Raw genomic sequence first — 25,303 nt, 5'->3', positions numbered from 1 at the left:
GAATTTTATGGCTAAAGTAATCATTTTTACGGCACAGGATGGAGCTGTTCTGGTAATGCCTGATCGCTTTATCCTTAAAATTAAGAACAACCAAATTTAAAGATGAGACGATTTATAGCAACATTAGGCGGTATTTTAGTGTGCAGTGTATGGCCTTCCCTATTCCTTCCCTTAAATGATGTACAGGCGCAGGAAAAAAGTCTGATGAACACCAGCAGGAGTACACATGCCAAACTCCATAGTCCTGATATGAAGGCCCTGAGCTGGACAAAGGGCTTTTGGGCAGACCGCTTTAAGGTAGCCAGGGAAACGATGGTGCCCAATATGTGGGCGATTTATAATGATGCCAAGATCAGCCATGCGTTTAAAAACTTTGAAATTGCGGCGGGACTGGACACCGGATCGCATACCGGCCCTTCTTTTCACGACGGCGATTATTACAAAACACTGGAAGCAATGGCCAGTATGTATGCTTCTACTGGCGATCCGAAATTAACTATCCTGATGGACAAAGCCATTGCGGTGATTGCGAAATCGCAGCGGGAGGATGGTTATATCTATACCAAGGCCATGATTGAACAGCGCAAGACCGGATCAAATAACCAGTTTCAGGACCGCCTGAGTTTTGAAGCGTATAACATCGGCCACCTGATGACTGCAGGCTGTGTCCATTACCGGGCTACCGGAAAAACAAACCTGCTGGAAGTAGCGAAACGTGCAACCGACTACCTCTATAATTTTTATCAGAAAGCATCTCCGGCATTGGCGAGAAATGCCATTTGTCCATCCCACTATATGGGGGTGATTGAGATGTACCGCAGCACAAAAGATCCCAGGTACCTGGAACTGGCACAGCACCTGATTGCCATCAAAGGAAAGATTGAAGATGGTACGGATGACAACCAGGACCGGATTCCTTTCCTGCAGCAGACCAAGGTTAAAGGCCATGCTGTAAGGGCGAATTACCTGTTTGCAGGCGTGGCCGATTTGTATGCGGAAACAGGAAATGACTCCCTGATGCATACGCTGAACCTGATGTGGGACGATCTGACTGCCCATAAAATGTACATTACCGGTGGCTGCGGATCATTGTATGATGGAACTTCTCCGGATGGAACGTCCTATGATCCTGCAGAGGTACAGAAGATCCACCAGGCTTTCGGAAGGGATTACCAGCTGCCGAATTTTACGGCTCACAATGAAACCTGTGCCAATATTGGCAATGTGATGTGGAACTGGAGGATGCTGCAGATTACCGGGGAGGCGAAATATGCAGATGTGATGGAACTCGCCCTGTTCAATAGTGTATTGTCGGGGATCAGCCTCGACGGGACGAAGTTTTTATATACGAATCCCCTGAGTTATGCAGACGACCTGCCTTTCAAACAGCGCTGGTCCAAAGACCGTGTTCCTTATATTGGTTTATCAAATTGCTGTCCCCCGAATGTCGTACGTACCATTGCCGAAGTGGGCGACTATGCCTACAGTATCTCTGAAAAGGGGGTCTGGTTCAATTTATATGGAGGAAATACCCTGCGTACCAAGCTGGGTAATGGCCAGAAAGTGAGCCTGGACCAGGAGACCAATTATCCATGGGATGGAAATATCAGGGTGACACTGAAAGAAAATGCTGCTAAACCCTATTCCCTGTTTTTCCGTATTCCGGGATGGACAAAAAATGCAGAGCTGAAAGTGAATGGCGTACTGAGCGGAGTGGCACTGCAGCCTGGTCAATATGCGGAAATCAGCCGCAAATGGAAAAAAGGCGATGTGCTGGAACTGGTTTTACCGATGGAAGCACAGTTGGTGGAGTCCAATCCGCTGGTGGAAGAAAACAGGAATCAGGTGGCGGTAAAACGCGGTCCGGTGGTGTACTGCCTGGAGTCTAAAGACCTTCCCGGTCAGCGTATTTTTAATGTATGCATCCCTTCATCCATACAACTAAAGGCCAGTCCCATCAAAATTGAAGGGGCAGAAATGATGGCCCTGGAAGGAGAGGCGAAGCTGGTTGAACATCAGGACTGGACAAATGTGCTGTACCGTACACTGGAAGATAAAAGTGTGAGTACTCCTATTCGTCTGATTCCTTATTTTGCCTGGGGCAACAGGGGACATGCAGAAATGTCGGTCTGGTTGCCGGTAAGCCGGTAATTCCGTGAGGAAAGTATGGGTATGATCCTGGTCTTTTTTGTTCAGCTATTATTCGGTGGTAACAAAAAGGACCAGGATGTATTTTGTTGCCCTATTTCAATTGTTAATGCTGGCATTGTTCAGAAGTTGCAGGCATGAGGTTATCATAGATTGCTGCTAATGCTGTTCAGAAGTTGCGGGCATGAGGCGTTCATAGATTGCTGCTAATGCTGATGCTGTTCAGGAGTTGCAGGCATGAGGCGTTCATAGATTGCTGCTACTGCTGATGCTGTTCAGAAGTTGCAGGCATAAGGCTGTCATCATCTATTGTGCTGCACATCAACGACTAAAATACTGTATTCTGCATTACAGCGATTGATCTCCTGATTTGATTTTCTGCAGGTAAATACTCGGACTCATGCCAAACTGTTTCTGGAAATCCCTTGAAAAATTGGAGGGCAGGCTGTATCCGATAAGATTGGCGACCTCATTGATTTTATAGTCTCCGCTGGCGAGCAGCTCTGCTGCTTTTTTCAACCTTGTCAGGTTAATCAGCTCATTTGGTGTAAGGTTGGACAAGCCTTTGATCTTTCTGTACAAGGTGGCTTTGCTGACATTCATCCTGTTGGAAAGGTGTTCCACATCGAGATTCGGGTCGGTGATGTGGTGGTAGATCGTATCATTCAGTTTTTCCAGGAACTCCTTATCCGCCCTGGCATAACCCATTCCCTTCATATGGGTCAGTGGCGAACTGGCGAAATAGTCCCTGATGGACTTTCTGTTCATCAGCAGGCTGTTGACCTGTGCATGCAGGTGTTCCAAAGAAAATGGTTTCTCGATATAGGCATCGGCACCCGCTTCCAGTCCTTCAATCTTGGCGTTGATCGAAGTCCGCGCAGTCAGCAGGATGATCGGGATATGGCTGTACTGGAAGTCGTTTTTTATTTTCCTGCACAATTCCACTCCATCCATGATGGGCATCATGATATCGCTGATCACCAGTTGAATGTGTTCCTGTTGCAGCAGTTCCAGGGCTTCGATGCCATTGGTGGCCTTCAGGATCTGGTAATCTTCACTGAGTTCCCGCGTCAGGTAGTCCAGGATGTCTTTATGGTCTTCCACTAGGAGGATCCCCGGCTTGGAGGTGTCGGTGGGGACGGCTTTTTCCGGAAGGTCTTCTTTTACTTCATTTTCTGTATCCGGATTTTTTGTGCTGCTTTCCTGATCCTGGTGGATGGGCAGGGAAAGTAGAAACACATTTTCATCCTGGTCGCTGCCTTTTTTCAGTTCCAGTTTTCCCTGGTGCAATTCCGCGAGTGACCTTGCCAGAGGAAGTCCGATTCCGGTTCCCTGTGCGGTATGGTCGCCATTGATCCTGTAAAAAGGTTCAAATATCTTTTCGCCCATTTCGGCTGCAATGACATTTCCGTCGTTGCGGAATTCGACATGGAAAAAATCGTCCTCACTGCTGAAGGGAACAAGACGGACAATTACGCTGGTACTCCCATACTTGATGGCATTACTGATCAGGTTGCTGATGATTTTCCGGAAAGCTTCAGCATCCACGGAAGCTTGTAATGGCATGCGTGGAAGTTCAATCTGGTACTGCAGGGATTTTTCTTCTGCAATGGGCCTGAAGGTGGTGTATAATTCTGCCAGTGCCGCATTGATATCAACCCTGCTGAAAGTAAGGCTGAATTTATTCGCTTCTGCCTTTCTGAAGTCGAGCAGTTCATTGCTGAGGTCAATAAGCCGGTTTGTATTTTTCTTCATCATCATCAGGTTCTCCTTCATTTCCGGATCTTTTATATCCTCTTTTAATAGTTTGTCGAGCGGCATTTTGATCAGTGTCAGTGGGGTACGGATTTCATGCGCCACATTGGTGAAGAAATCGATCTTTGCGGAATAGATTTCCTGTTCTTTCGCACGTTCCAGGGCATCAGCGACACGTTTCCTTTTCTCTCTTGCTGCCTTCCTGTAAATGCTGGCCATGGTAAAGACCATGGCGGCCGACAGCAGCAAATATAGGGAATATGCCAGCTTTGTCTGCCACCAGGGTGGACTAATGTGAAGTTGGAGGGAGCTGCTGTTGCCGTTCCAGGAACCTTCCCTGTCCTGCCCCCTCAGCATAAATGTATACTTTCCTGGAGGCAGCTTGCTATAAAATATCCTTTTCTGCTGATCTGCAGTGGTCCATTGCTGGTCGAATCCTTCCAGTTTATACTGGTAACGGTTCGTTTCCGGGTTCAGGTAACTGAGGGTGGCGACATCAAAATTGATGTTCGACGCGGTATAGGGTAAGCTGAGTTGAGCTGTATACAGGATATCCTTTTCCAGGGCATCCGCATACGGACTTTTGGAGATGTCGCTATTGTTGACCTGGATATTGGTAATATATATAGGGGCGATCAATGGGGAATCCTTAAAATCGGCCGGCTGGAAGCTGATCATTCCTTTTAAGGTACCGAAATAAAGTGTGCCGGATTTATCCTTAAAGGAAGAGTTGTAATTGAATTGTTCCGTTGGCAGGCCATGGGTGGCATAAAAGTTTTTGTATGCTTTCGTGGCGGGATTAAAACGGCACAATCCTTTACCGGTGGAGATCCAGAACAAACCCTGCTGGTCTTCCATGATCCTGAATACCTGTGGGTTTGGTAATCCGCTATGGGTGGTATAGGTATTCAGCTTCCGGCTCAGCGGATCATAGCGGTACAATCCACCTTCGGTACAAATCCATAGTTTTTCGTGACTGTCCTCATAAACATTGTTGACATTGGCATTGATTATTCCTGGCGCCAGTTGTTTTTTGGCATTGCTGCCGGCCGCAAATTCATATACCCCTGATCCGTAGGTGCCCACCCATAAATTTCCTTTTTTATCTTCAAGGATACTTTGTACATGGGTGCTGATCCCTTTATAGGGGGAGAAATCGTTCGTCCTGCGGTTATAGCGGAAAAGCCCTTTCCAGGTACCGGCAAGGATATCGCCCGATCCTGTTCGGTACAGGGTGACAATGAAATCGCTTTTCAGCTGGTTTGGGGCATTGCCAGCCCTGTAATTCCGGACCACTTTTCCGGTTCTGATATCCATGACATCCAGTCCGTGGTCGAAAGTACCGATCCACAATTCATTCCCGTCGACGGCCAGTCCGTGGATATTGTGGTAAGAAATACTGCCCTTTTCACCTGTAGGGAGGTAATTGGTGATTTTTCCGGTAGACAGTTCCATTTTATTCAGGCCCGAATCTTCGGTGCCGATCCATAGGTTCCCCAGGTTATCCCTGCATATTTCATGGACCAGGTTTCCGCCGATGGAGTGCTTACCTGCTGCGGGATCATACTTATGGAAGTAATTGAAAGAACCGGAAGTGTAATTGATGCCACCGAAATAAGTGCCCAGCCAGGTGCCGCCTTCCCGGTCTTTATAGATCGCGGAGACAATGTTATCGGTAATGGAGTAAGGATTGTTGTAAGCCTTGGTGATCAGCTGGGTTTTAAAGTGCTGTGTATTCAGGATGCATAAGCCCGTTTCTGTCCCCAGCCAGAGTTCTGTTTTGGATGGTGCAGCAATGGTATGGACAAATATGCTGCCCAGGTTATTTTTTTTGCCGATGTCGGATAGGGTGTTGGTCTTCAGGTTGTAGGCAAGGATTTGTCTTACTGTACCCAGGATGAGGGTGGTGTCTCCGAGCGAATACAGCCCATTGATGGCATTGATTTTTGCTGCTGCAGGCAGGTTGGGAAGGGTATAGGTTTGGAAGGATTGGCCCTTTGCTTCCAGTTTTTGCAGATTTCCTGCTGTAGTTGACACCCATAAGGTGCCTTGATCTGACAGGTGAAGGGATAAAGCTGCATCATTTTTAAAAGCAAAGTGGCTTGCTGTTTTCTTCTGTGGGTTGTATTGATACAGTTGTTCATTACAGATGATCCAGAGGTTGTGCTGGAGGTCTTCCGTGATGAACCGCACTTCTCCTGCCGGGATACCCTTGAGCCGGGAAAAGGAATCTTCTTCCGGATGGTAAAGGTATAATCCCCTGGCGGTACCCACCCATAGGCAGGTACTCCCGGTGTGTAGGCTCAGGATGGAATTGCTGCCCAGGCTATGGCTGTCGCCCGGAAGATGTTTGTAATTGCGAAAGACGGAGCCGTCAAAACGGTTCAATCCGTTGCGGGTACCGAACCACATGAAGCCTTTTTTATCCTGTGTCACTGAAGTTACCGTATTGCTGAAGAGCCCCTGATTGACCTGATAGTTTTTAAAGTAATGTACTGGTGTTTGTGCACAGCATACGGCCGGAAACAGATAAAACAGCAGTATGAACGTATATTGATACAATTTGATTCTAAAATGATAAGCACAGATGCTGTTACTCTTGAGCAATGCCTTACTTTCGTAACTGTTGATCTGATCAGGTAAACTACCTGTCCGTTCTTTTGTACACATAATTATTAACCAAATATAACCTTCTATATGAAATATTATTGCAAATGATTTACGATCCCGTCATCACAATAGATGATCCCTATTCTTATCCATGGTCATCCCGGTCATCTTTTTGAAACCAAAGCAGAGCTAAATTTGATTGATCCTTCTATCAAATCATCTGTCTATCGAATCATCAATCAATCAATCAAATCATCCATCTATCAATAACCGTATATCAAATAAATAACACACAAGATGAAGAAACTATTTTTTCTCGCGTTTTTCCTGGGCAGTCTGATGATTGCGCAGGCACAGCAGCTCAAATCCCCTGATGGGAAATTAAACATGACCTTTTCAGTGCTGGGTGACGGCACGCCGAGTTACAGCCTGACCTACAAAAATAAAGTGGTGGTGAAGCCCAGTAAACTGGGACTGGAGTTAAAAAATGACAAAAAATCCTTGTTAAATGATTTTACCATTGTGGATTCAAAAACATCCTCTTTTGATGAATCCTGGAACCCGGTATGGGGTGAAGTGAAAACCATCCGCAACCAGTACAATGAATTTGCGGTTACGCTGAACCAGAAGGAAACGGAACGTCAGCTCATCATCCGTTTCCGTTTGTTCAATGACGGACTGGGCTTCAGGTATGAATTCCCTTCACAGAAAAACCTGACTTATTTCACGATCAAGGAAGAAAAAACACAATTTGCAATGGCGGGTGACCATACGGCCTTCTGGATTGCGGGTGATTATGATACCCAGGAATATGATTACACCACTTCCAGACTTTCTGAAATCAGGGAACTGGCGACAAAAGCAAGAACAGAAAATCTTTCCCAGACTTCTTTCTCTCCGACAGGGGTACAGACCTCGCTGATGATGAAGACCAGTGACGGGATTTATATCAACCTGCATGAGGCGGCATTGATCAACTATGCCTGTATGCACCTGAACCTGGACGACAAGAACATGATTTTCGAGTCCTGGTTAACCCCGGATATGAAGGGTGACAAAGGATATATGCAGGCACCTGCGCAATCGCCCTGGCGTACCGTCATGGTCAGCGATGATGCACGTAATATCCTGGCTTCAAAAATGAACTACAACCTGAATGAACCAAGTAAAATTGCGAATACCTCCTGGATTAAACCGGTGAAATATGTTGGGGTATGGTGGGAAATGATCACTGGAAAAAGCTCATGGGCCTATACAAATGACTATCCGACTGTAGAGCTTGGCATAACTGATTACAGCAAAGCCAAACCAAACGGCACCCATGGGGCCAACACTGCAAATGTGAAAAAATATATTGACTTTGCTGCCAAAAATGGCTTTGATGGGGTACTCGTAGAAGGCTGGAATGAAGGCTGGGAAGACTGGTATGGTCATTCCAAAGATTATGTATTCGACTTTGTGACGCCTTATCCGGATTTCAACGTGAAAGAAATCCATGCGTATGCGAAGTCTAAAAATGTGAAGATGATTATGCACCACGAAACTTCAGCTTCTGTGCGTAACTACGAGCGCCATATGGATAAGGCGTATCAATTCATGAAAGACAATGGTTATGATGCCGTGAAAAGTGGCTATGTAGGTGATATTCTGCCAAGAGGCGAGAACCACTACAGCCAGTGGATTGTGAACCATTACCAATATGCCATTGAGAAAGCTGCGGAATACCAGATCATGGTAAATGCACATGAGGCGGTTCGTCCGACAGGAATTGCGCGTACCTACCCGAACCTTATCGGTAATGAAGCGGCAAGGGGAACAGAATACCAGTCGTTCGGCGGATCAAAACCTAACCACGTGACTGTACTTCCATTCACCCGTTTAATTGGCGGACCAATGGATTATACACCGGGAATTTTTGAAATGGACCTGAGCAAACTGAACCCGAGCAATACTTCACATGTGAACAGTACCATTGCCAATCAGCTGGCCTTGTATTTAACCATGTACAGTCCTTTGCAAATGGCGGCCGACCTGCCAGAGAACTACGACCGTTTCCCTGATGCCTTCCAGTTTATCAAAGATGTGGCCGTGGACTGGGATGACAGCAAATACCTTGAAGCAGAACCGGGACAGTACATTACTGTAGCGCGTAAGGCTAAAGGTACAGGACAATGGTTTGCAGGGAATGTGAACGGTGATGCGGCACGCACTTCTAAAATTTCTTTCTCCTTCCTGGATGCAGGAAAGACCTATGTGGCAACAATTTATGCAGATGCAAAAGATGCGCATTACAAAACTAACCCACAGGCGTATACCATCAGAAAAGTATTGGTAAACAGCAAATCGAAACTGGCGCAGTTATCTGCTCCGGGCGGAGGTTATGCCATCAGCTTTACTGTTGCCGGTAAAGAAGAGATGAAAACATTGAAACGTTTGTAATACACCAGCAAAAACAGCTTACTCCTTTAAAAAGGAGAGTCCTGTAAAATAGCAGTTGAAACCTGTTGATAGAAAAAGCCGTTCCTTTTTGATGAGGGAACGGCTTTTTACGTATTTCTGCAACTATTCATCAGGATGATTTTCCATTTGCAGAAGTTTTGGCATGTAAATTAAGGTATGGTATGTTCAGCAAACAGTTGCTCCAAAAAAGATTCCATGAGAAAATGCCGAGTGTACATGTTAACCCTATTACTGATGATCACAAATATCAGCCTGAGTCAATCTCAACAAAATATTGCAGGGGTTTATAACCGTAGCAGTAATGATCCGCATGGCGCGAGTTATCTCTTTGTCCTGGAAGACCATAAATTTGTGGTGACTTATGTTGGGGGTGTGGTGGTTGGTTCCTGGACTATAGATCACAACCAGGTCGAGTTCAAACCTTTTGTCAGGGAGCAACATTTTATGGTCTATGGCAGGTACAATAAAGATTTAAAAGACAGCAGCAGGGTCTATTTTCAGGATTTTAGTGAAGAGGAAACCTTTATAGGGTTCGGACAACAGGAAGGTGGAAAGGTGGTGTTAAAAAGAGTATTCAATCCTTCCCCAAATTGTGTTCCTTATCCATCGGTAGCCAGGTTCAAAGGTGTATTGCCTCAGGTTCTGCTTTCGGATCAGCCTTATCATTTTGAAGACGACCCAAGTGAGCCAAAAGCACAGCGAAACATCTATACTTTTGGGAATACCAGAAAATACAATGATTTCATCGCTTATTATTTCAAGGATGATGCGGAGAAGAATCCTTTTTATGCCGTGCTGAAGGGGGAGACCTTGGTGTTTGGAAACGATGATATTGCGGAAAAACAACCTTTGCCTGCTGAGGGAGAGGACAAGGAATTTATTGACCAGGTGGCACATGCTCCGCAGTCTACTGATAAAGTACTTTATAATCCTTTTTATAACAGGAGCAATGCAGATGTAAATGATACGTACAACTGGAAATTTGATGAGAAAAAGAATGCCTATATCAATTTCCTCAATTATGTTGAAGGGGAGGAGTACAGGCCTGATGAACAGGAAGCCTATAATAGAATGAATATTTTATATCAGTTTGAGGCAGTGCCCTTAAGCACAAAAGTGATACAGCCTTTTGCAATTGACAATAAGCCCTTGTTTGTTGCGACTTGTGATCAGCTGGAAAAAGAATAAGGTTAGCTCAGGTGCTGGGCTAACTTTATTCAGGCATGTCTACCGATTTAATTTCTCCCTGGCTATTTCCGGGTACAAAATTTTGGTGGTAGGTGATGGGATACCAGGCAAACATTTCATTTTCCATTTTTCTTTACTGATCTCATACACAAAATTCAACTGTTGTGTTTCCCCAAAATAACTGACTTCCTGATCGGCAATTTTCTCTGCCCCGATACGGCCAACCGCAATTTGCGAACGCACATTATGGGCGCCAACATGGAAATTGACGGTGGAAATGTAGTCGAAAAGATAATTCAGCATCAGGTGTTTGACCGAGGGATTGATTCCCTTGCCCCAAATGGAAGTGGCATAAAAAGTATACCCTATGAATATGCGGTTTTCTTTCTCGTTGTAATCATAAAAACGCGTACTGCCGATCACCTCTCCGCTGGTCTTGTCTATAATTTTAAATGCCCCCTTGCTCAGCATTGCTCCCTCAAAAAAGGTCTGAAAGACCTCTTTTTTCCAGCGGTCTTTATTGGGATGCTGTTTCCAGATTTCCGGGTCTGCTGCCACAGCATATAAGGCTTCAAAATCCGTATCCTGCAAAGGATACAGGATTACTTTTTCATTTTCTAGTACAGGTTGTAAATTCATGACTTTGCTGTTAATTTATCAAATTTTTTCATCAGTGAATATTTTCTTTTTTAAAGGTGATGAAGCGATCATAAGCTTATTCATTGCTGTTTGTAAGTGGTAGGCTTATGATGGTTTGAAGATATTTTCCCCATATATGCCGCGATGTCCTTTTCTACGGTATGCTCAGTTTCATTCAGGTGCTTTATGATGCGCTGTTTCTCGCTTTCCGACTTATTCTGGCTTATTTTCTTTTGCCCCTGCAGGTCGGTGACTTCCATTTCAAAGGCGACGATACCTTTCAGCATACCTTGTTTATATTTGTCGGAAAGGCTATTCCATTGTTCCAGGTAAGCCTCATCGTGAAAGGTAATCAGTTGTTCCAGTACTTTGATTTTGGCGTTTTCGTCCTGGATCACTTTAGCTTTTCCGTAGGCATGGACAGCCATGTAATTCCAGGTGGGTACACTTTCCCGTTTATCGTAGTGTTTAGGAGAAATATAGGCATGAGGTTCAGAAAAGATCACCAGTGACTGGCTGGCTTCCAAGTATCCGGCCTGCTCGTTTGCCACTGCAAAATGAGCGCTTAACACTAATTTATCCGAACTGTGGTCTATATAAAATGGCAGCTGTGTAGCAATGGGAATATCTCCTTTGAGGGTAACCATTGTTGCGAAGCTGTATCGCTTCATAAACGCAATTTTCTCCGCATCATTCGTAAACTGAAAAAGATTTGGTGTATACATAATGGGGTCTTTTTTCTTGTATGAATCCAAAACTACCCTTAAATTGGATTATATTTGTAGTCCAATTTTAAGAAAATGGATAGTCCAATCTTAACACAGCTTTTCGATCAGCTTCATCTTGATCACACTTCGGGCAGGGCTGTTTATCTACAATTTGCAGATGCGGTTTTGGGCCTGATCAAAAATGGTCATTTAGGTCCGGGACAAAAATTACCGGGATCAAGGGAAGTGGCTGCCCTGTTGCGCATCAATAGAATTACGGTTTCCAAGGCATATGAGGAATTGCAGGCGCAGGGATGGTTAGAGAGTTTTGTCGGACGCGGAACTTTTGTGTCGCCACACCTGCCCGAGTATGAGCCACAAGCATGGAAAAAGGAAAATACCCCAGCAGCAGGGAAGATGGCGGGTTTCAGTGTCAAGTCTGATCCCCGCTTGGCTGTACCGCTTTCTCTGGTGACGGCCGATCTGCATCTGGATGACGGTTTTCCTGATCCAAAACTGGCGCCTATCAAGGAGTTGTACAGAGCTTATCGTAATCAGCTGACCAGAAGTGGTCTTTACCATAAATTCGGTCGGTATGGTGATCCTTATGGGCCGGAGTTTTACAGGGAAGCCTTGTCCCGCTACCTGAATGAAACCAGGGGATTGAAAACTACAGCTGCAAATATAATCTCAGTGAGAGGCACGGTAATGGGGATTAACCTGGTTTGCAATGGGCTGATCAGTGAAGGTGACGTGATTGTTTCCGGTGCTCCGGGATGGAATAAGGCGGAATTGAATTTTATCCATGCAAAAGCCAGGCATATGACCATACCTGTAGATGAATATGGTTTGGTGGTGGAAGAATTGAGACAGCTCTGCAGGAAAGTAAAGGTCAGGATGGTGTATGTCACTCCGCATCACCATTATCCAACTACGGTATCCCTGCGACTGGACCGGAGGTTAGAACTGTTAAGTCTGGCAAAAACGTATGGTTTTATCATTTTTGAGGATGACTATGATTTTGACTTTCATTATAAACACCGTCCATTGTTACCCTTGGCCAGTGCTGATGAAAACGGAATGGTGATTTACTGCGGTTCATTCAGTAAAAGTTTTTCGCCTGCTTTCCGTATGGGATATCTGGTGGCTGCGGAAAATGTGGTTGAGCATCTTGCCAATGTACGTATGCTGCTGGACAGACAGGGAGATCATATTTTAGACAATGCGATGGCTGAATTGTTAAATGATGGTACTGTACAGCGTTATCTCAGGAAAGCATTGGCTGTATATGAAGAAAGACGTGATCTTTTTTGCGATTTGCTCAGTCATGAATTGAAGGATGTGCTGAGTTTTACTATTCCGGAGGGAGGCATGACGGTATGGACGGAATTTGATCCCTCCATCAATCTGGGATTGCTGGCAGGAAAAGCACAGCGCAAAAGTTTATATATTTCCAGTGGGATCAGTGGTCAGTATCCTGGGTATAACAGCAATGGCACCAGGCTCGGATTTGCTTCTTCTTCAAAAGAAGAACTGCTGAAGAGTGTAGAGATTTTAAAAGGATTGCTGAGGTAATATATTATAAGTAAAGACCCCGGCTTTGAAATATTACTATTTCAAAGCCGGGGTCTTGCGGCGTACGTTATTCGATCGGATTTTCTTAGTTTACACCACCGCCCAGTGCCCTGTAGAGATCTGTTGTCGCATTCAGGCTTTCCAGTTTAATGCTGATCGCCTCCAGGTCATTCTGCAGCCTGTTATTCTGCGCAGTAATGACTTCCAGGTAGGTGGCCATACCACTTCTGTATAACTTCAAAGCATCGCTGCTGGCTTTTTCCAGTGAAGCTGTCTTTTCCTGAACCAGCACCATCCTGTCAGCCGTACCTTTATATTTCGCCATGGCGTCGGAAACCTCGGCAACAGCGGTCATCATCGACTGTCTGAACTGAAGTACTGCCTTTTCCTGTTCAATAGCGGCAGTTTCATAGGCAGTTCTCAAGGAGCGCTTTTGAAACAGTGGCTGTGCCAGGTTAACTGCTATTGTCTTGGTGATGGATCCCGGAAGATCAAACCACTTATCGAATTGAAAAGAGTTTGCCCCAATCTGCGGACTCAAGGTAAAACTAGGGTACATGGCCGCTTTTGCCAGCCCTGTTTTTGCATTTGCCGAGATCACTGCGTATTCCGCAGCTTTTAAATCCGGCCGGCGACTCAGCAGCTGTGCGGGAACACCTGAAGCAAGAATCTCTTCGGGTTTTACGCTGGCTAAACTACCAGTCCTGGCTACATGGTCCGGGAAGCTGCCACACAAAATACTCAATGCATTCTCTTGTACAGCAATGTTCTGCTGTGCCAGGGGAACCAGCAATTGGGCGGTCTTTTTCTGTGCTTCTGCCTGACTCACCGCCAGTGAATTGATCTGTCCCGCATGGTATTGCAGCTGGATCATACGCAGGGTGCTATCGCTCAATGCGGTATTCTTTTCTGCAATTTTCAGCTGTTCATCCAGACTGATCAGGTTATAATAGGCCTGGGCTACCTGCGAAATGATCCGGGTCTTTAAGGCCGTCAGGTTCTCCTGCTGGGCGAAATAATCTGCCCGCGCAACATTTTTCTGCATTTTTGCTTTCCCCCAGATATCAGCTTCCCAGCTTAGCTGAAATGCGGCGTTGTAGTCGTCCATATAAGCCGTCCCGATAAATTGTTCGCTCAGCGTACCATTTAAACTGTTTTTCGATTGCCATGAGCGGCTCGCCCCGGCAGCAAGGTTCAGCGTAGGCAGCAAACCTAGTTTTGCCTGTTTAACGGCAAGGTCCAGCTGTTCCATATTTTTTAAGGCGATAGCCACTTCATTGTTCTTTTCCAGTGCCTTTTCGATAAGTGCAGTCAGCTGGGGATCCTTGAAAAAGGTTTTCCAGGGCAGCTGTACGGTATCCGCTGTCAAGGCGAGGGCTGTCCGGTATTTTTCCGGTGCGCCCATATCCTCACGTGCATATTTCTTGCTCAGCACACAGGATGACAAACTCAGGCTGACCACAAGTCCTACTGCTATATGTTTATTCATTGATTTCATTAGTGTTCATTTACGGGTTGAATTAATCTTGTTTGTTGACAGATACTTTTTCCTGTAAAGTCTGGAAAAGGATATACAGCAATGGGATTACAAATACCCCCAATACCACACCACTTAACATCCCCATGGCTGCACTGGTACTGATGGAGCGGTTACCCGTTGCCGTACCCCCTGTAGCAATCATCAGCGGAATCATCCCCACGATAAAGGCAAGGGAAGTCATGATAATCGGGCGAAGCCTTGATTTTGCTGCGTCAAAGGCTGATTCGGAAATAGACATGCCCATTTTCCTTCGCTGTACGGCAAATTCTACAATCAGGATCGCATTTTTTGCCAGCAATCCAATCAGCATGATGAGTCCGATCTGTACATAAATGTTGTTATCCAGACCTACGGCCTTTATCCCGAGGTAGGCTCCCAATACCCCGGTTGGGATAGACAGCAATACAGCCAGTGGAAGGAGGTAACTCTCATATTGTGCGGCAAGAAGGAAGTACACAAACAACAGACATAAAGCCAGAATAGCTACGGTCTGATTTCCTGCTGATTTCTCTTCCAGACTCAATCCTGTCCATTCATAACTGTAATCTGACGGAAGTTTGTTCAGGACCACTTCCAGCCTTTCCATCAGCTCTCCATTACTCACGCCCGGTAAGGGAGATACGTTAATGGTCAGGGCATTGTACAGGTTGTAACGGCTTACGGCTTCCGGTCCGTATACTTTACGCAAGGTCACCAGAGATTTTACCGGAACCATTTCTCCTTTGTCATTCTTTACAAAGATCTCATTGAAAGCTGATTCATCCATACGATAAATCCCATCCGCTTTGATATTCACACGGTAGAACTTACCAAACCTGGAGAAGTTCAGCGACTGGTCGCCAGAAAAATAAGTCTGGATCGCACCTAACATTCCGCTTACACTTACACCGATCTGCTTGGCTTTATCCTCATCCACTTCCAGTTCCATCTGTGGATAATCGGTACGGAATGTGGTATAGGCAAATTGTACGCCCGGTACCTGCATCAGCTGACCGATCAGTTCATTAGCTTTGGCCATCAAGGCTTCCGGAGTACCACCTTTACGGTCCTGCAACACGATTTCGGAACCACTGGTTACTCCATATCCTTCCACCGGAGGCATCCGGAAAGCCATGATCTGACCTTCTTTTACTGCCGCAAGCTTCCCGTTAATGATGCCCATCAGTTCATCAATGTCCTTCACTTCACCACGTTTCTTTTTCTCTTTGAATTTTACAAAACCTACGGCATAGGCTGGTCCTGTACTGTTACTTAACATATTGAAACCTGTAATCGCCGTATTTTCATCAATAGCTTCCATACCGCCCAGAATCTTGTCAATCTTTTTGGCAACTTCGGTAGTCCTGTTCAATCCTGTTCCCGGTGGCATGGTCAGGGCATAAATGAACATCCCGTCATCTTCCATTGGCACAAAACTTTTTGGGGTACTCATCATCGCCCAGATGGCAATGGCAATCACAGCCGTCACGAAACCGGTAGCAATCAGTTTACGTCCCGCCAGGAAGCGGATTCCTTTTACATACCTGTGGGTAAGGTTATTGAATCCCGCATTGAAGGCCACAAAGAAACGATCGCCAAAACCGGTTTTTTTAGCCTTGTCAGGTGTTTTATCATTGTGTGTATTTTTTAATAACAAGGCACACAGGGCAGGGGTAAGCGTTAAGGCATTCACCGCCGAAATAATAATGGCGATAGCCAGGGTATAGGCAAATTGCTTATAGAAAATACCGGCCGAACCATTCATGAAACCAATTGGGATAAATACGGCCGACATCACCAGGGTAATAGAAATCACTGCACCTGTAATCTCCCCCATGGCACTGTGGGTGGCCTCTTTTCCACTCATGTGGCTGTCTTCCATCTTACTGTGTACGGCCTCGACCACCACAATGGCATCATCCACCACAATACCGATAGCCAGTACCAGGGCGAACAGGGTGAGGACATTGATGGTAAAACCAAGCACAAAGAGGAAGAAGAAGGTTCCTACAATAGCTACCGGAACAGCAATGGCAGGGATAATGGTAGAACGGAAGTCCTGAAGGAACAGGAATACAACAATAAATACCAGGATAAAGGCTTCAAACAGCGTAGATTTCACCTGACCTGTAGCTTCATCCAGTTTTTCTTTGGTACTCATGATCTTAGAGTACTTGATTCCCGGAGGGAAAGAGGCTGAAAGCCGTTCAATTTCTTTATTGATTCCAATTTCGATCTCGTTCGCATTCGATCCGGTAGTCTGCAGGATGGCCATCGTCACCGCGTTCCTGTTATTGGTTTTATTGTCACCACTATAGGATATAGATCCGAATTCTACCCTTGCCACATCTTTCAGGCGTACCAGGTTAGTCCCGTTATTTTTAACCACAATCTCTTCATAGTTTTCCGGCAGGTTTTTCTTTCCCTTGTAACGGATCACATATTCCAGTGCGGCGTTGGATTCTTCCCCTAATTTACCTGGGGCGGCCTCCAGACTCTGGTCGGCCACAGCTGCGGTAATATCGGCCGGAACAAGGCCATAGTTCGCCATCTTGCGTGGGTTTAACCAGATCCGCATGGAGTAATCTTTTGATCCGAATACCTGGGCCTGACCTACACCGGGAACCCTTTTGATCTGTGGGATCAGGTTGATATTGGCATAATTCTGCAGGAATTTCTCGTCGTATTTTTCATTGTCATCCGTGAACAGGTTAAAGATCAGGATCATACTGTTCTGCTGCTTCGAAGTGGTCAGACCCATCCTGATCACTTCCTGTGGAAGGATCGGCGTAGCTTGCTGCACACGGTTCTGTACGTTTACTGCGGCCTGATCAGCATTTACACCCTGCTTGAAAATGATGGAAATGGAAAAAGCACCATCATTACTGGCATTGGACTTAATGTATTGCATGTCCTCCACACCGTTGATCTGTTCTTCCAGTGGGGTAACCACGGAGCGGATCACAGTCTGGCTGTTACCGCCTGGATAACTACCGGAAACGGTAACGGTTGGGGGAGAGATATCGGGAAACCGGGTTACGGAAAGCCGTGTGAGACCTATAATACCCAGGATAACGATGATGATGGAAATCACCGTTGCCATGACAGGTCTGTCTATTATTTTTTTCAACATAATAATGTCTGCTTGTATTGCTGTAAAATTAGTTAGAGAGTGAATCGATGGCTACCATTTTTGGTTGAACTACCATGCCTTCATTCAGGACATCGATACGGTTGAGTGCAACTTTATCGCCCGATTTCAATCCTTTTTTCACGAGGTAAAGGTTGCCGGTGCTGCCTGCTAATTCAATTGGGGTCATGCTCACTTTATTGCTGTCGCCGAGTTTGAACACGAAGAATTTATCCTGTATATCTTTCACGCTGCTCATCGGTAAGGTGAGTACATCATCTATTTTTTGCAGGAGAACAATGCGTCCCGCACCACCTGCACGTAGAAGTTTGTCGGGATTCGGGAAGACTACTTTCATGGTCATACTTCCGGTGGTACGGTCGATATTTCCACTGGCCGTTTCCAGCTTGCCTTTATGTTCGTATACACTTCCGTCGGCCATAATCAGTTCTGCCGTTTCAGCACCTTCTTTTGCAGCCTGACTGCGTTTCTTATAGGTAATAAATTCGGCTTCGCTCATAGAGAAATACACGTTCACCTGACTGATTTCCGATAAAGAGGTGAGGGGAGTCTCGTCGCCCGGAGTCACAAGGTTGCCCACACGTTTGGGGATACGGCCAATATAACCGCTTACCGGGGCTTTGATCAGGGCGAAACCCGCATTGATCTGTGAAGAACCCAGGTTGGCTTTTGCCTGGGCTACCTGTGCCTTGGCAGATTCATAGTTCGCCTGGGCAGTTTGCAGCTGTATTTCGGAAACGACTTTGCCTTCTACCAGGGGCTTGATTTTCTCTACTTCCAGTTTTGCCGTCGTCTGAGCGGCTATCGCTGCTTTCAGGGCGGCATTGCTTCCACTCACCTGTTCATTGAAGACTTCACTTTTGATTTTGAAGAGCGACTGTCCCTTTTGTACATAATCGCCTTCTTTCACGTAAATGGTTTCCAGGTAACCGGTGACCTGTGCTTTGATGTCGACATTGTCGGATCCTTCTATGGTTCCCGGATAAGTAGTTTTCACTGCTGAACTGCCATTGTTCAACTGAGCAAAATCAGTTTCCGGCGGCGGTCCCTGCTGGCCATACTGGTCGTTAGCCCCAGCTCCACAGGAGGCGAACAGGGCAGCAGTTGCTATGGCTACGATCACATAGCTTATTCTGGTTCTCGTTGTTAAATCCGCTTTCATTTTATTCTTTGAGTTGTTTTAATATCAAAGACAAAGAAACAAAATATGTGGATTCGGAGCGTTTGAAATTGGCTGAAACGTATTTATTCCAACCTGAATTGCAAAAATGGCTTCCTGAAATTGTGCGGGGTTAATGGCCTGAATTTAAAAATCCATCCAGGCTTTTAAGGCACTGGCTTTATCCCTGCTGACAATGATTTCGGTGTTGCTATCTTTTAATATTACCTTTAGTTTTCCATTAAAATAGTTGAGTACCTGCACCACAAAATCAATGTTGATAATGAACTGCCGGTTTGCCCTGAAAAATATCTTCGGGTCAAGCTGCTGGTCCAATTCTTCCATGCTTTGCTGAAGGACTACCTCTGATCCGTCGGTCAGGTGGGCAATAGTTACCCTTTGCTCCACATAAATATAAATGATTTCCTGTACCAGTACGGCTTTATAACCATCTTTAAAGGGTAATAAGAACCTGTTTCGGTATGCTTTAGGCCGCAGTAAACCGACCAGGTTTTCGATGGACTGTGTGTCGAATGGTTTGTGGCTGGATTTTTCTACTTTACGGAGGGCATGTTCCAGCTCTTCAGGTTCAATAGGTTTGAGGAGATAATCGATCCCATTGTATTTGAAGGCCTGGACAGCGTATTCATCATATGCTGTGGTGAAGATAATCGGACAATCCATGTCGACCTTTTTAAGCAGGTCAAAACTCAGGCCGTCGGATAAGCGGACATCCATCATGACGAGGTCGGGTGTGTTGTTTTGTTCAAACCAGGCTATACTCTCCGACACACTTTCCAGGACTGCGATGATCGTAACCTGAGGGATGATTGTCCTGAGCAGCCTTGTAAGTCTGTCGGCATTTAATTTCTCATCTTCAATAATTAGAATTTTACTTATCATATTTCATCAAATGAATAATTACCCTAAAATACCCATCCCGGTTGATAATATCTGGAGCTTGTCTCGATAAAAGGTTGAAGCGGTTTAAAATATTTGAAAGTCCAATGCCTGTGGAATAGTCTGTTTTATTTTCAAGAGGAGCGAGGGTATTCTCTACGATGATCTTTTCAGGACCATCACTGTATATTTTAATCTGGAGTGGATCGTTCTTGTGGGTTTTGTTGTGTTTGAGTGCATTTTCTACCAGGAGCTGTAAGGTCAGTGGCGGCAGGAAGAAGCCGTTGGATTCCTTTTCGACGGTGATTTCAAAATGTACCCCTGAACCTATGCGGTGCTGAATCAGGAAGATATAAGCCTTTACAAATTTCATTTCCTCTTCCAGAGAAATAAAATTCTTCTTGGAGTTGACCAGCAGGAAACGGTATACCTTGGAGAAATTCTCTGAAAACTGATAACCCAGGTCCTGATTTTCAAGGATGAGTTCCGACAGTACACTGAGGTTGTTGAAAATAAAATGGGGGTCGATCTGCAGTTTGAAGGCATTGAGCTCTGCTTCGACGGAAGCTTGCCGTAATTCTGATACACGCAGTTTATGTTCGGTGACCTGTAGCTCGGTATTTTTCCAGTTGTTGATCAGGTAATTCCCTGTATTTACGGCCATAATAAAAAAGGAAATGGCAAAACTTACCAGGGTCCACCTGATCATTTCCCGTATGTTTTCGATAGAGCACTGGTCCTGTGAAGCAAAAGACTCTTTGAAGATCAGGTGCATGCACACGCCATCAAGGAAGATTAAGATCAGTACAACACAGCAATTGATGGCCGATTCAATCAGTAATCTCCTGACCGGATTCCTGGTCCATGGAAATCTTTTATTGAGTTTCCGGTGTATGATTAAAGACGATTCTGCAACCAGAAAACAGAAAAGGAAAGATACAGTCCATTCTGCCAGAATATTCAGGTAACTTCTGTCGAAATAGTTTGTCCAGTTCTCTGAATATGGATCCATGAGGAAGGAAACCAGGTATAAGAGTACGAGCGCACACATCACAAAGACGATCCGCTTACTCTTCCTGCTTAATATTTTTCTTTCTAATGGTGACATCTTAATTGTTTTCTCCTTTACCTGGTTTATAATTCATGTATAATATGGATTTACAAAATTGGTCAATTTTTCCTGAGCGGTGGCGTTTCTTTCACTTAAGCGTAGAAAATGAATACTGAATATACATATAGCAGGTATGAAATGGGATTGAATATGACGCGGGAATGTCAATAGAAAGAGAAAAGGATTTGGATTTTATCCTTTTTCATGCACATATCCCATTTTTGTATGCGCTTATTCCATGGAGGATTTATGTCATAGGGTACAGTGCTTCCTTTACACATAAAGGAATTGAACCAGTATTCGAGCTGATATTTAAATTGTACCCGATACAAGATTGGGAAGAACTGAAATTGTGAAGTCTGGAGGTAAAGGTTTTACTGTAAATAACTTACTATCCTGGTTTTAGTCCTCTTGAATACGCCCAGTAATGCCGAACTTACTCCAGCATTCTGCAGGGCTAAAAGCAAGTGTTGACTGATATTGTTTTTGGAAACGATGCGCAGTACTTTGTCATCGTCATCAAGGTCATGGTTCCATTCTATGATGTTTGCTGTAGATGCGATGGCATGGTTGATACTTTCCAGCTCAGCTGAATTATTGATTACCGTTGAAAGGATGATGACAAATTGTGGCATATTTGGATATTTTAATAAAACTTAGGGGTGATACGGAAATAAAACTTACAGGTGATCATGTGTGTATACAAGTATAAGAAGCTCTCCTGAAAATGTGCCGGAAACTTCACCGAAACAACCAAAATCGCTCCCGAACCGTACGTTTAGCCAATTGAAATCGCGCAGGATTATTCCTGTTTTCCATTTCTTTTTTTCTCTTTTAAAAGAGTTGATCTTTGTTTCACAATTGTTGATTTTCAAGGGTATACCTGGTGGGGCTTCCGGAAAGCCTGATGCATCTGTATGAGCACATTCTCCCGATTGGAAGCAATTTTAAAAGACCTTTCCAGTACAGTTCCTGGGATTGTTTTCCGGATTTCATTGGAGAGGATGTTAAGGAATATTTATAATATCTGTTTTGTGTTTAAATGATTGGCATAAATTATGAGGATAAATCAATAAAATTTACAATGGAAAAAAGAGAGTACACCTTAAAAGAGTTTATACAGGAGGCTGCAGAAGATCCAAATGAGAATGATTTCTTTGAATTGGAGAAACCTGCCATGTTGGAAATCAACATGAACAACCAGACCATTATGGCGAAAGCAGGATCTATGGTTGCCTATATCGGCAATATTGATTTCAAAAGGGAAGGGATGTTAAGTAAAGGACTGGGTGGATTATTAAAGAAAGCAATTTCCGGAGAAGGTACTTCCTTAATGTTTGCTAGGGGGAGTGGAAAACTTTACCTGGCAGATGAAGGAAAGAAAGTGAAAATTATAAAGTTGCAGAACGAAGCTATTTTTGTGAATGGCAATGATGTGCTGGCACTGGAAGAAAGCATCAGCAATGAAATTAAAATGCTTAAAAGTGTGGCCGGCATGATGTCTGGTGGTTTATTCCAGGTCAGACTTGCTGGTTCCGGATATATTGCCATTACCACCCACGGGGAGCCTATTCTTCTTCGGGTAACTCCGGGACAGCCCGTATTTACGGATCCCAATGCGACTGTGGCATGGTCTGAAAACCTGTCCCCGAAAATTAAAACGAATTTGACCTTCGGTTCTTTCATTGGCAGGGGAAGTGGTGAATCTTTCCAGCTTGAATTTGCTGGCGAGGGTTGGGTATTGGTACAGCCTTATGAAGAAGTGAAATACGCACAAAAATCTTAATGCCTACAGGTGATATTAAGCACAAAATTGCTTCAGATGGCTACCTGAGGCAATATTGTGCTTAATACATTCTTTTTTCTGTATAAAATAGGTAAATAATTATATTAAATGTAGCATTTGTTTCGTGGTTAAAATAATCATAACATTCCTTTCACAGGCACTTAACCTACAGGGAAACCCCACCGTTCAATTTTAAACTGATATTTTTATTCAGCTGACATCAGGAGATTCAAATTTATTCAGATAAAATACTGATCCTCTGATCTCATTAACCCTGTTCCCGGACTCCTGAACAAATAAAAATAGAACTTTAGAACAAAACCAGGCAGGAAGGGTAATGGCTACATTCGGTAAAAATTAAAAAGATGAACGATACAGAAAAAAAAGAACTGGTGCTGGTTACGGGAGGTACAGGTTTCGTAGGTATCCATACCATCATTGCATTATTGAATGATGGTTATACGGTAAGAACTACAGTTCGCTCCCTGGGTCGGCAGCAGGAGGTCTTAGCGCTTTTGGAACAATGTAAGATAGCCAATTCAGGAAAGCTGACTTTTGTGGAGGCCGATTTAACTTCAGACGATAATTGGGATCTGGCCGTAGCCGGATGCACTTTTGTGCTTCATGTCGCTTCCCCTTTTCCTGCCGAACAGCCAAAAGACGAAAATGAGCTGATTGTTCCGGCGAGGGATGGAGCATTGAGAGTCCTTCGGGCAGCCAGGAATGCTGGCGTAAAAAGGGTAGTGCTGACTTCCTCTTTCGCTGCAGTAGGGTATAGCATTGATCCCGATGGACATACATTTACTGAAGAGGACTGGACAGATGAGCGGGCTGTTGACCATCCCTATATCAAATCAAAAACGATAGCAGAAAAAGCGGCATGGGACTTTATGGCCAGAGAGGGTGGAGGACTTGAGCTGACTGTCATGAATCCGGTAGGGATTTTTGGCCCGGCGGTGGGCAAAGATTATTCCAGCTCAATAGGCATGGTGAAAAGTGTACTTGAAGGTGAGGTGACCACAACCCCTCCATTATCTTTCGGTGTGGTGGATGTGCGTGATGTGGCCAGATTACACCTGCTGGCCATGAATAAACCGGAAGCTGCAGGAGAACGTTTTATTGTAACGGCAGATGGTACAGTCACTTTTTATGAAATAGCAGCGCTGATCAAAAAGGAAAGACCTGGGCTGGCGGGAAAAGTGGCAGGTTTGAAGCCTAATGCAGCGGCCAGACATATGGTTATTTCCAATGAAAAAGCGAAAAGTAGGCTAGACTGGACACCGATAACAATGGAAAACGCTATTCTGGCCAGTGTAGATACCATCGCGGAAGGATAACCCGATAGCGCTGGGTTTGGCTATGTTTGTGGAATGATGAGATTCAAAAAAATGAAAACTTAATGTATTCCTGGGCGTTGTAAGTTTAAAATCTACCCGGTTATGGAAAAAAACAATGAAATTATCAGCGACCTGAAAGGTCTTGTCAACATTTTGAATGATGGAAAAGAGGGATATGCTTCTGCGAGTGAAACTACGGAAAACCCGGAACTGAAAGGTATCTTTGCCACTTATTCTTCCCAACGCGAAGCATTTGCCGAAGAGTTGAAAACGCACCTGAATGAACATGGAGGGGATTCCGAAAATGAAAGCGGTGGTGTACTTGGTGCACTGCACCGTACCTGGATTGATATCAAGCAGGCATTGAGCAGTAAAGAAGATGCCGCAATATTGGGAGCGATTGTTACAGGGGAGGTAGCTGCCATAGAGAAATTTGATAAAGCTATAGAACATCCTGAAATACATACAGATCACCTTGAGCTCTTACAACGCCACAGGACGGCAATTCAACAGGCCCTTAGTGAAATTGAATCATTTTACCACCGTGCTGTAAGTGCCGCACAATAAAATCTGAACCCCAATTGGGGAATCGATAGTAAACAAAAGGCAGCAACTGATTTCAGTGCTGCCCTTTGTTTACTATCTTTTGATAAAACGACGCTCGTCGAAATGACCATGATCGTAGAAATCTTCAGGGTGGCTTTCATAAGCTACTGAATCTGCATTCGGCAGGGAATCCTGACCCAGGAATGCATAACGCACTGCAAGTTCTTCTGCCGGAGAAATGATCTTTCCGGGTTCAAACTCGGGTAAGGTAACTAAAAACTCAGGGGAAGTATCAGGGAGAATAACCTCGTCATCCGCTTCACTCAGTTCAGCAATCCCGATAGGGATCAGTACCAGTTTGGATTCTTCTTCGGCCTCTATATCCTCAAATTCACCTGTACCGATACTGGCCACGATGTAACGTACTTTTCTGGCGTTGCTATCGAAAATCAGGTCTTCTACATCACCTAAGTCATTCCCATGGTTATCCACTATTTCCCAGCCAATGATGTTCGGCTGATGATCGGCAATTTTAAAATCGCTCCCACCAAGTTCTTCCAGATAGGTTGTTCTGTTGTTTTCGTTTACTTCCATGATATCAATTGACTTGTTAATACTTATAGTGCTGTATGCTAGGTTATAACATGCTATATTAAACCTCCGGACAGGTGAAAATGTTTTGTGCTTGCATGTTTCTGACCGCGACCAGTAC

General features: G+C 44.7%; 17 protein-coding genes. 7 read left to right on the top strand and 10 right to left on the bottom strand.

The window, feature by feature from the left end:
* Positions 1-102: 102 nt before the first annotated feature.
* The gene (locus tag ACSBL2_RS16895; RefSeq protein ID WP_442587723.1) at positions 103-2,151 is read left to right on the top strand and encodes an aceric acid hydrolase; all 2,049 of its coding nucleotides are present in this window, start codon (positions 103-105) and stop codon (positions 2,149-2,151) included.
* A gap of 345 nt (positions 2,152-2,496) precedes the next feature.
* Here ACSBL2_RS16895 and ACSBL2_RS16890 read toward each other — a convergent pair whose 3' ends face one another.
* On the bottom strand, positions 2,497-6,573 hold the full coding sequence (locus ACSBL2_RS16890; RefSeq protein ID WP_442587722.1) for a two-component regulator propeller domain-containing protein: 4,077 nt from the start codon (positions 6,571-6,573) through the stop codon (positions 2,497-2,499).
* 237 nt (positions 6,574-6,810) lie between these two features.
* Here ACSBL2_RS16890 and ACSBL2_RS16885 point away from each other — a divergent pair, with 237 nt between their 5' ends.
* Together ACSBL2_RS16885 and ACSBL2_RS16880 are read left to right on the top strand one after the other, a co-directional pair.
* Complete coding sequence (locus tag ACSBL2_RS16885) at positions 6,811-8,952, top strand: glycoside hydrolase family 97 protein (protein WP_442587721.1); 2,142 nt, start codon at positions 6,811-6,813, stop codon at positions 8,950-8,952.
* A 255-nt stretch (positions 8,953-9,207) separates the two neighbouring features.
* Entirely contained in the window at positions 9,208-10,161 is a 954-nt protein-coding gene (locus tag ACSBL2_RS16880; protein WP_442587720.1) for a hypothetical protein, read from the top strand.
* Between the two features lie 39 nt (positions 10,162-10,200).
* Here ACSBL2_RS16880 and ACSBL2_RS16875 read toward each other — a convergent pair whose 3' ends face one another.
* Together ACSBL2_RS16875 and ACSBL2_RS16870 are read right to left on the bottom strand one after the other, a co-directional pair.
* On the bottom strand, positions 10,201-10,800 hold the full coding sequence (locus tag ACSBL2_RS16875) for a GNAT family N-acetyltransferase (protein ID WP_442587719.1): 600 nt from the start codon (positions 10,798-10,800) through the stop codon (positions 10,201-10,203).
* An 80-nt stretch (positions 10,801-10,880) separates the two neighbouring features.
* On the bottom strand, positions 10,881-11,525 hold the full coding sequence (locus ACSBL2_RS16870; protein WP_442587718.1) for an FMN-binding negative transcriptional regulator: 645 nt from the start codon (positions 11,523-11,525) through the stop codon (positions 10,881-10,883).
* A 75-nt stretch (positions 11,526-11,600) separates the two neighbouring features.
* On the opposite strand from ACSBL2_RS16870, the gene ACSBL2_RS16865 reads away from it, so the two are divergent.
* On the top strand, positions 11,601-13,082 hold the full coding sequence (locus ACSBL2_RS16865) for an aminotransferase-like domain-containing protein (RefSeq protein ID WP_442587717.1): 1,482 nt from the start codon (positions 11,601-11,603) through the stop codon (positions 13,080-13,082).
* An 85-nt stretch (positions 13,083-13,167) separates the two neighbouring features.
* Here the strand turns inward: ACSBL2_RS16865 and ACSBL2_RS16860 are convergent, their stop codons facing one another.
* The 6 genes from ACSBL2_RS16860 to ACSBL2_RS16835 all read right to left on the bottom strand — a co-directional run bounded on the left by ACSBL2_RS16860 (position 13,168) and on the right by ACSBL2_RS16835 (position 21,557).
* The gene (locus ACSBL2_RS16860) at positions 13,168-14,571 is read right to left on the bottom strand and encodes an efflux transporter outer membrane subunit (RefSeq protein WP_442587716.1); all 1,404 of its coding nucleotides are present in this window, start codon (positions 14,569-14,571) and stop codon (positions 13,168-13,170) included.
* Positions 14,572-14,602: 31 nt separating this feature from the next.
* Positions 14,603-17,734 (bottom strand): efflux RND transporter permease subunit, encoded by a 3,132-nt coding sequence (locus tag ACSBL2_RS16855; protein ID WP_442587715.1) that lies wholly within the window; start codon positions 17,732-17,734, stop codon positions 14,603-14,605.
* A gap of 28 nt (positions 17,735-17,762) precedes the next feature.
* Positions 17,763-18,914, bottom strand: a complete 1,152-nt coding sequence (locus ACSBL2_RS16850) for an efflux RND transporter periplasmic adaptor subunit (RefSeq protein ID WP_442587714.1) — start codon at positions 18,912-18,914, stop codon at positions 17,763-17,765.
* 144 nt (positions 18,915-19,058) lie between these two features.
* Positions 19,059-19,814 (bottom strand): LytR/AlgR family response regulator transcription factor, encoded by a 756-nt coding sequence (locus ACSBL2_RS16845; protein ID WP_442587713.1) that lies wholly within the window; start codon positions 19,812-19,814, stop codon positions 19,059-19,061.
* The gene (locus tag ACSBL2_RS16840; protein WP_442587712.1) at positions 19,804-20,919 is read right to left on the bottom strand and encodes a sensor histidine kinase; all 1,116 of its coding nucleotides are present in this window, start codon (positions 20,917-20,919) and stop codon (positions 19,804-19,806) included. The genes ACSBL2_RS16845 and ACSBL2_RS16840 overlap by 11 nt, the downstream gene beginning before the upstream one ends.
* A gap of 377 nt (positions 20,920-21,296) precedes the next feature.
* Positions 21,297-21,557 carry a hypothetical protein gene (locus ACSBL2_RS16835; protein WP_442587711.1) on the bottom strand — a complete coding sequence of 87 codons (261 nt, stop codon included), beginning with the start codon at positions 21,555-21,557 and terminating at the stop codon, positions 21,297-21,299.
* A 449-nt stretch (positions 21,558-22,006) separates the two neighbouring features.
* Here ACSBL2_RS16835 and ACSBL2_RS16830 point away from each other — a divergent pair, with 449 nt between their 5' ends.
* From ACSBL2_RS16830 to ACSBL2_RS16820, 3 genes are all read left to right on the top strand, one after another.
* Positions 22,007-22,708, top strand: a complete 702-nt coding sequence (locus ACSBL2_RS16830; protein WP_442587710.1) for an AIM24 family protein — start codon at positions 22,007-22,009, stop codon at positions 22,706-22,708.
* 365 nt (positions 22,709-23,073) lie between these two features.
* Positions 23,074-24,045, top strand: coding sequence for an SDR family oxidoreductase (locus ACSBL2_RS16825; protein ID WP_442587709.1), 972 nt, complete (start codon positions 23,074-23,076; stop codon positions 24,043-24,045).
* 102 nt (positions 24,046-24,147) lie between these two features.
* Positions 24,148-24,612 (top strand): ferritin-like domain-containing protein, encoded by a 465-nt coding sequence (locus tag ACSBL2_RS16820; protein WP_442587708.1) that lies wholly within the window; start codon positions 24,148-24,150, stop codon positions 24,610-24,612.
* Positions 24,613-24,684: 72 nt separating this feature from the next.
* Here ACSBL2_RS16820 and ACSBL2_RS16815 read toward each other — a convergent pair whose 3' ends face one another.
* A complete protein-coding gene (locus ACSBL2_RS16815) occupies positions 24,685-25,185 on the bottom strand; it encodes a PRC-barrel domain-containing protein (protein WP_442587707.1) in 501 nt (166 codons plus the stop codon).
* Between the last annotated feature and the right edge of the window lie 118 nt (positions 25,186-25,303).

This window comes from Pedobacter sp. AW31-3R (genome assembly GCF_052180285.1).
In the GTDB taxonomy this organism is placed as follows: domain Bacteria; phylum Bacteroidota; class Bacteroidia; order Sphingobacteriales; family Sphingobacteriaceae; genus Pedobacter.
This window is presented reverse-complemented; position numbering and strand designations above follow the sequence as displayed.

Excerpts from the sequence above, each read along its gene's own strand:
- ACSBL2_RS16895 (WP_442587723.1), top strand. The coding sequence starts at position 103 with ATGAGACGATTTATAGCAACATTAGGCGGTATTTTAGTGTGCAGTGTA.
- ACSBL2_RS16890 (WP_442587722.1), bottom strand. The coding sequence starts at position 6,573 with ATGTGTACAAAAGAACGGACAGGTAGTTTACCTGATCAGATCAACAGT.
- ACSBL2_RS16885 (WP_442587721.1), top strand. The coding sequence starts at position 6,811 with ATGAAGAAACTATTTTTTCTCGCGTTTTTCCTGGGCAGTCTGATGATT.
- ACSBL2_RS16880 (WP_442587720.1), top strand. The coding sequence starts at position 9,208 with ATGATCACAAATATCAGCCTGAGTCAATCTCAACAAAATATTGCAGGG.
- ACSBL2_RS16875 (WP_442587719.1), bottom strand. The coding sequence starts at position 10,800 with ATGAATTTACAACCTGTACTAGAAAATGAAAAAGTAATCCTGTATCCT.
- ACSBL2_RS16870 (WP_442587718.1), bottom strand. The coding sequence starts at position 11,525 with ATGTATACACCAAATCTTTTTCAGTTTACGAATGATGCGGAGAAAATT.
- ACSBL2_RS16865 (WP_442587717.1), top strand. The coding sequence starts at position 11,601 with ATGGATAGTCCAATCTTAACACAGCTTTTCGATCAGCTTCATCTTGAT.
- ACSBL2_RS16860 (WP_442587716.1), bottom strand. The coding sequence starts at position 14,571 with ATGAATAAACATATAGCAGTAGGACTTGTGGTCAGCCTGAGTTTGTCA.
- ACSBL2_RS16855 (WP_442587715.1), bottom strand. The coding sequence starts at position 17,734 with ATGTTGAAAAAAATAATAGACAGACCTGTCATGGCAACGGTGATTTCC.
- ACSBL2_RS16850 (WP_442587714.1), bottom strand. The coding sequence starts at position 18,914 with ATGAAAGCGGATTTAACAACGAGAACCAGAATAAGCTATGTGATCGTA.
- ACSBL2_RS16845 (WP_442587713.1), bottom strand. The coding sequence starts at position 19,814 with ATGATAAGTAAAATTCTAATTATTGAAGATGAGAAATTAAATGCCGAC.
- ACSBL2_RS16840 (WP_442587712.1), bottom strand. The coding sequence starts at position 20,919 with ATGTCACCATTAGAAAGAAAAATATTAAGCAGGAAGAGTAAGCGGATC.
- ACSBL2_RS16835 (WP_442587711.1), bottom strand. The coding sequence starts at position 21,557 with ATGCCACAATTTGTCATCATCCTTTCAACGGTAATCAATAATTCAGCT.
- ACSBL2_RS16830 (WP_442587710.1), top strand. The coding sequence starts at position 22,007 with ATGGAAAAAAGAGAGTACACCTTAAAAGAGTTTATACAGGAGGCTGCA.
- ACSBL2_RS16825 (WP_442587709.1), top strand. The coding sequence starts at position 23,074 with ATGAACGATACAGAAAAAAAAGAACTGGTGCTGGTTACGGGAGGTACA.
- ACSBL2_RS16820 (WP_442587708.1), top strand. The coding sequence starts at position 24,148 with ATGGAAAAAAACAATGAAATTATCAGCGACCTGAAAGGTCTTGTCAAC.
- ACSBL2_RS16815 (WP_442587707.1), bottom strand. The coding sequence starts at position 25,185 with ATGGAAGTAAACGAAAACAACAGAACAACCTATCTGGAAGAACTTGGT.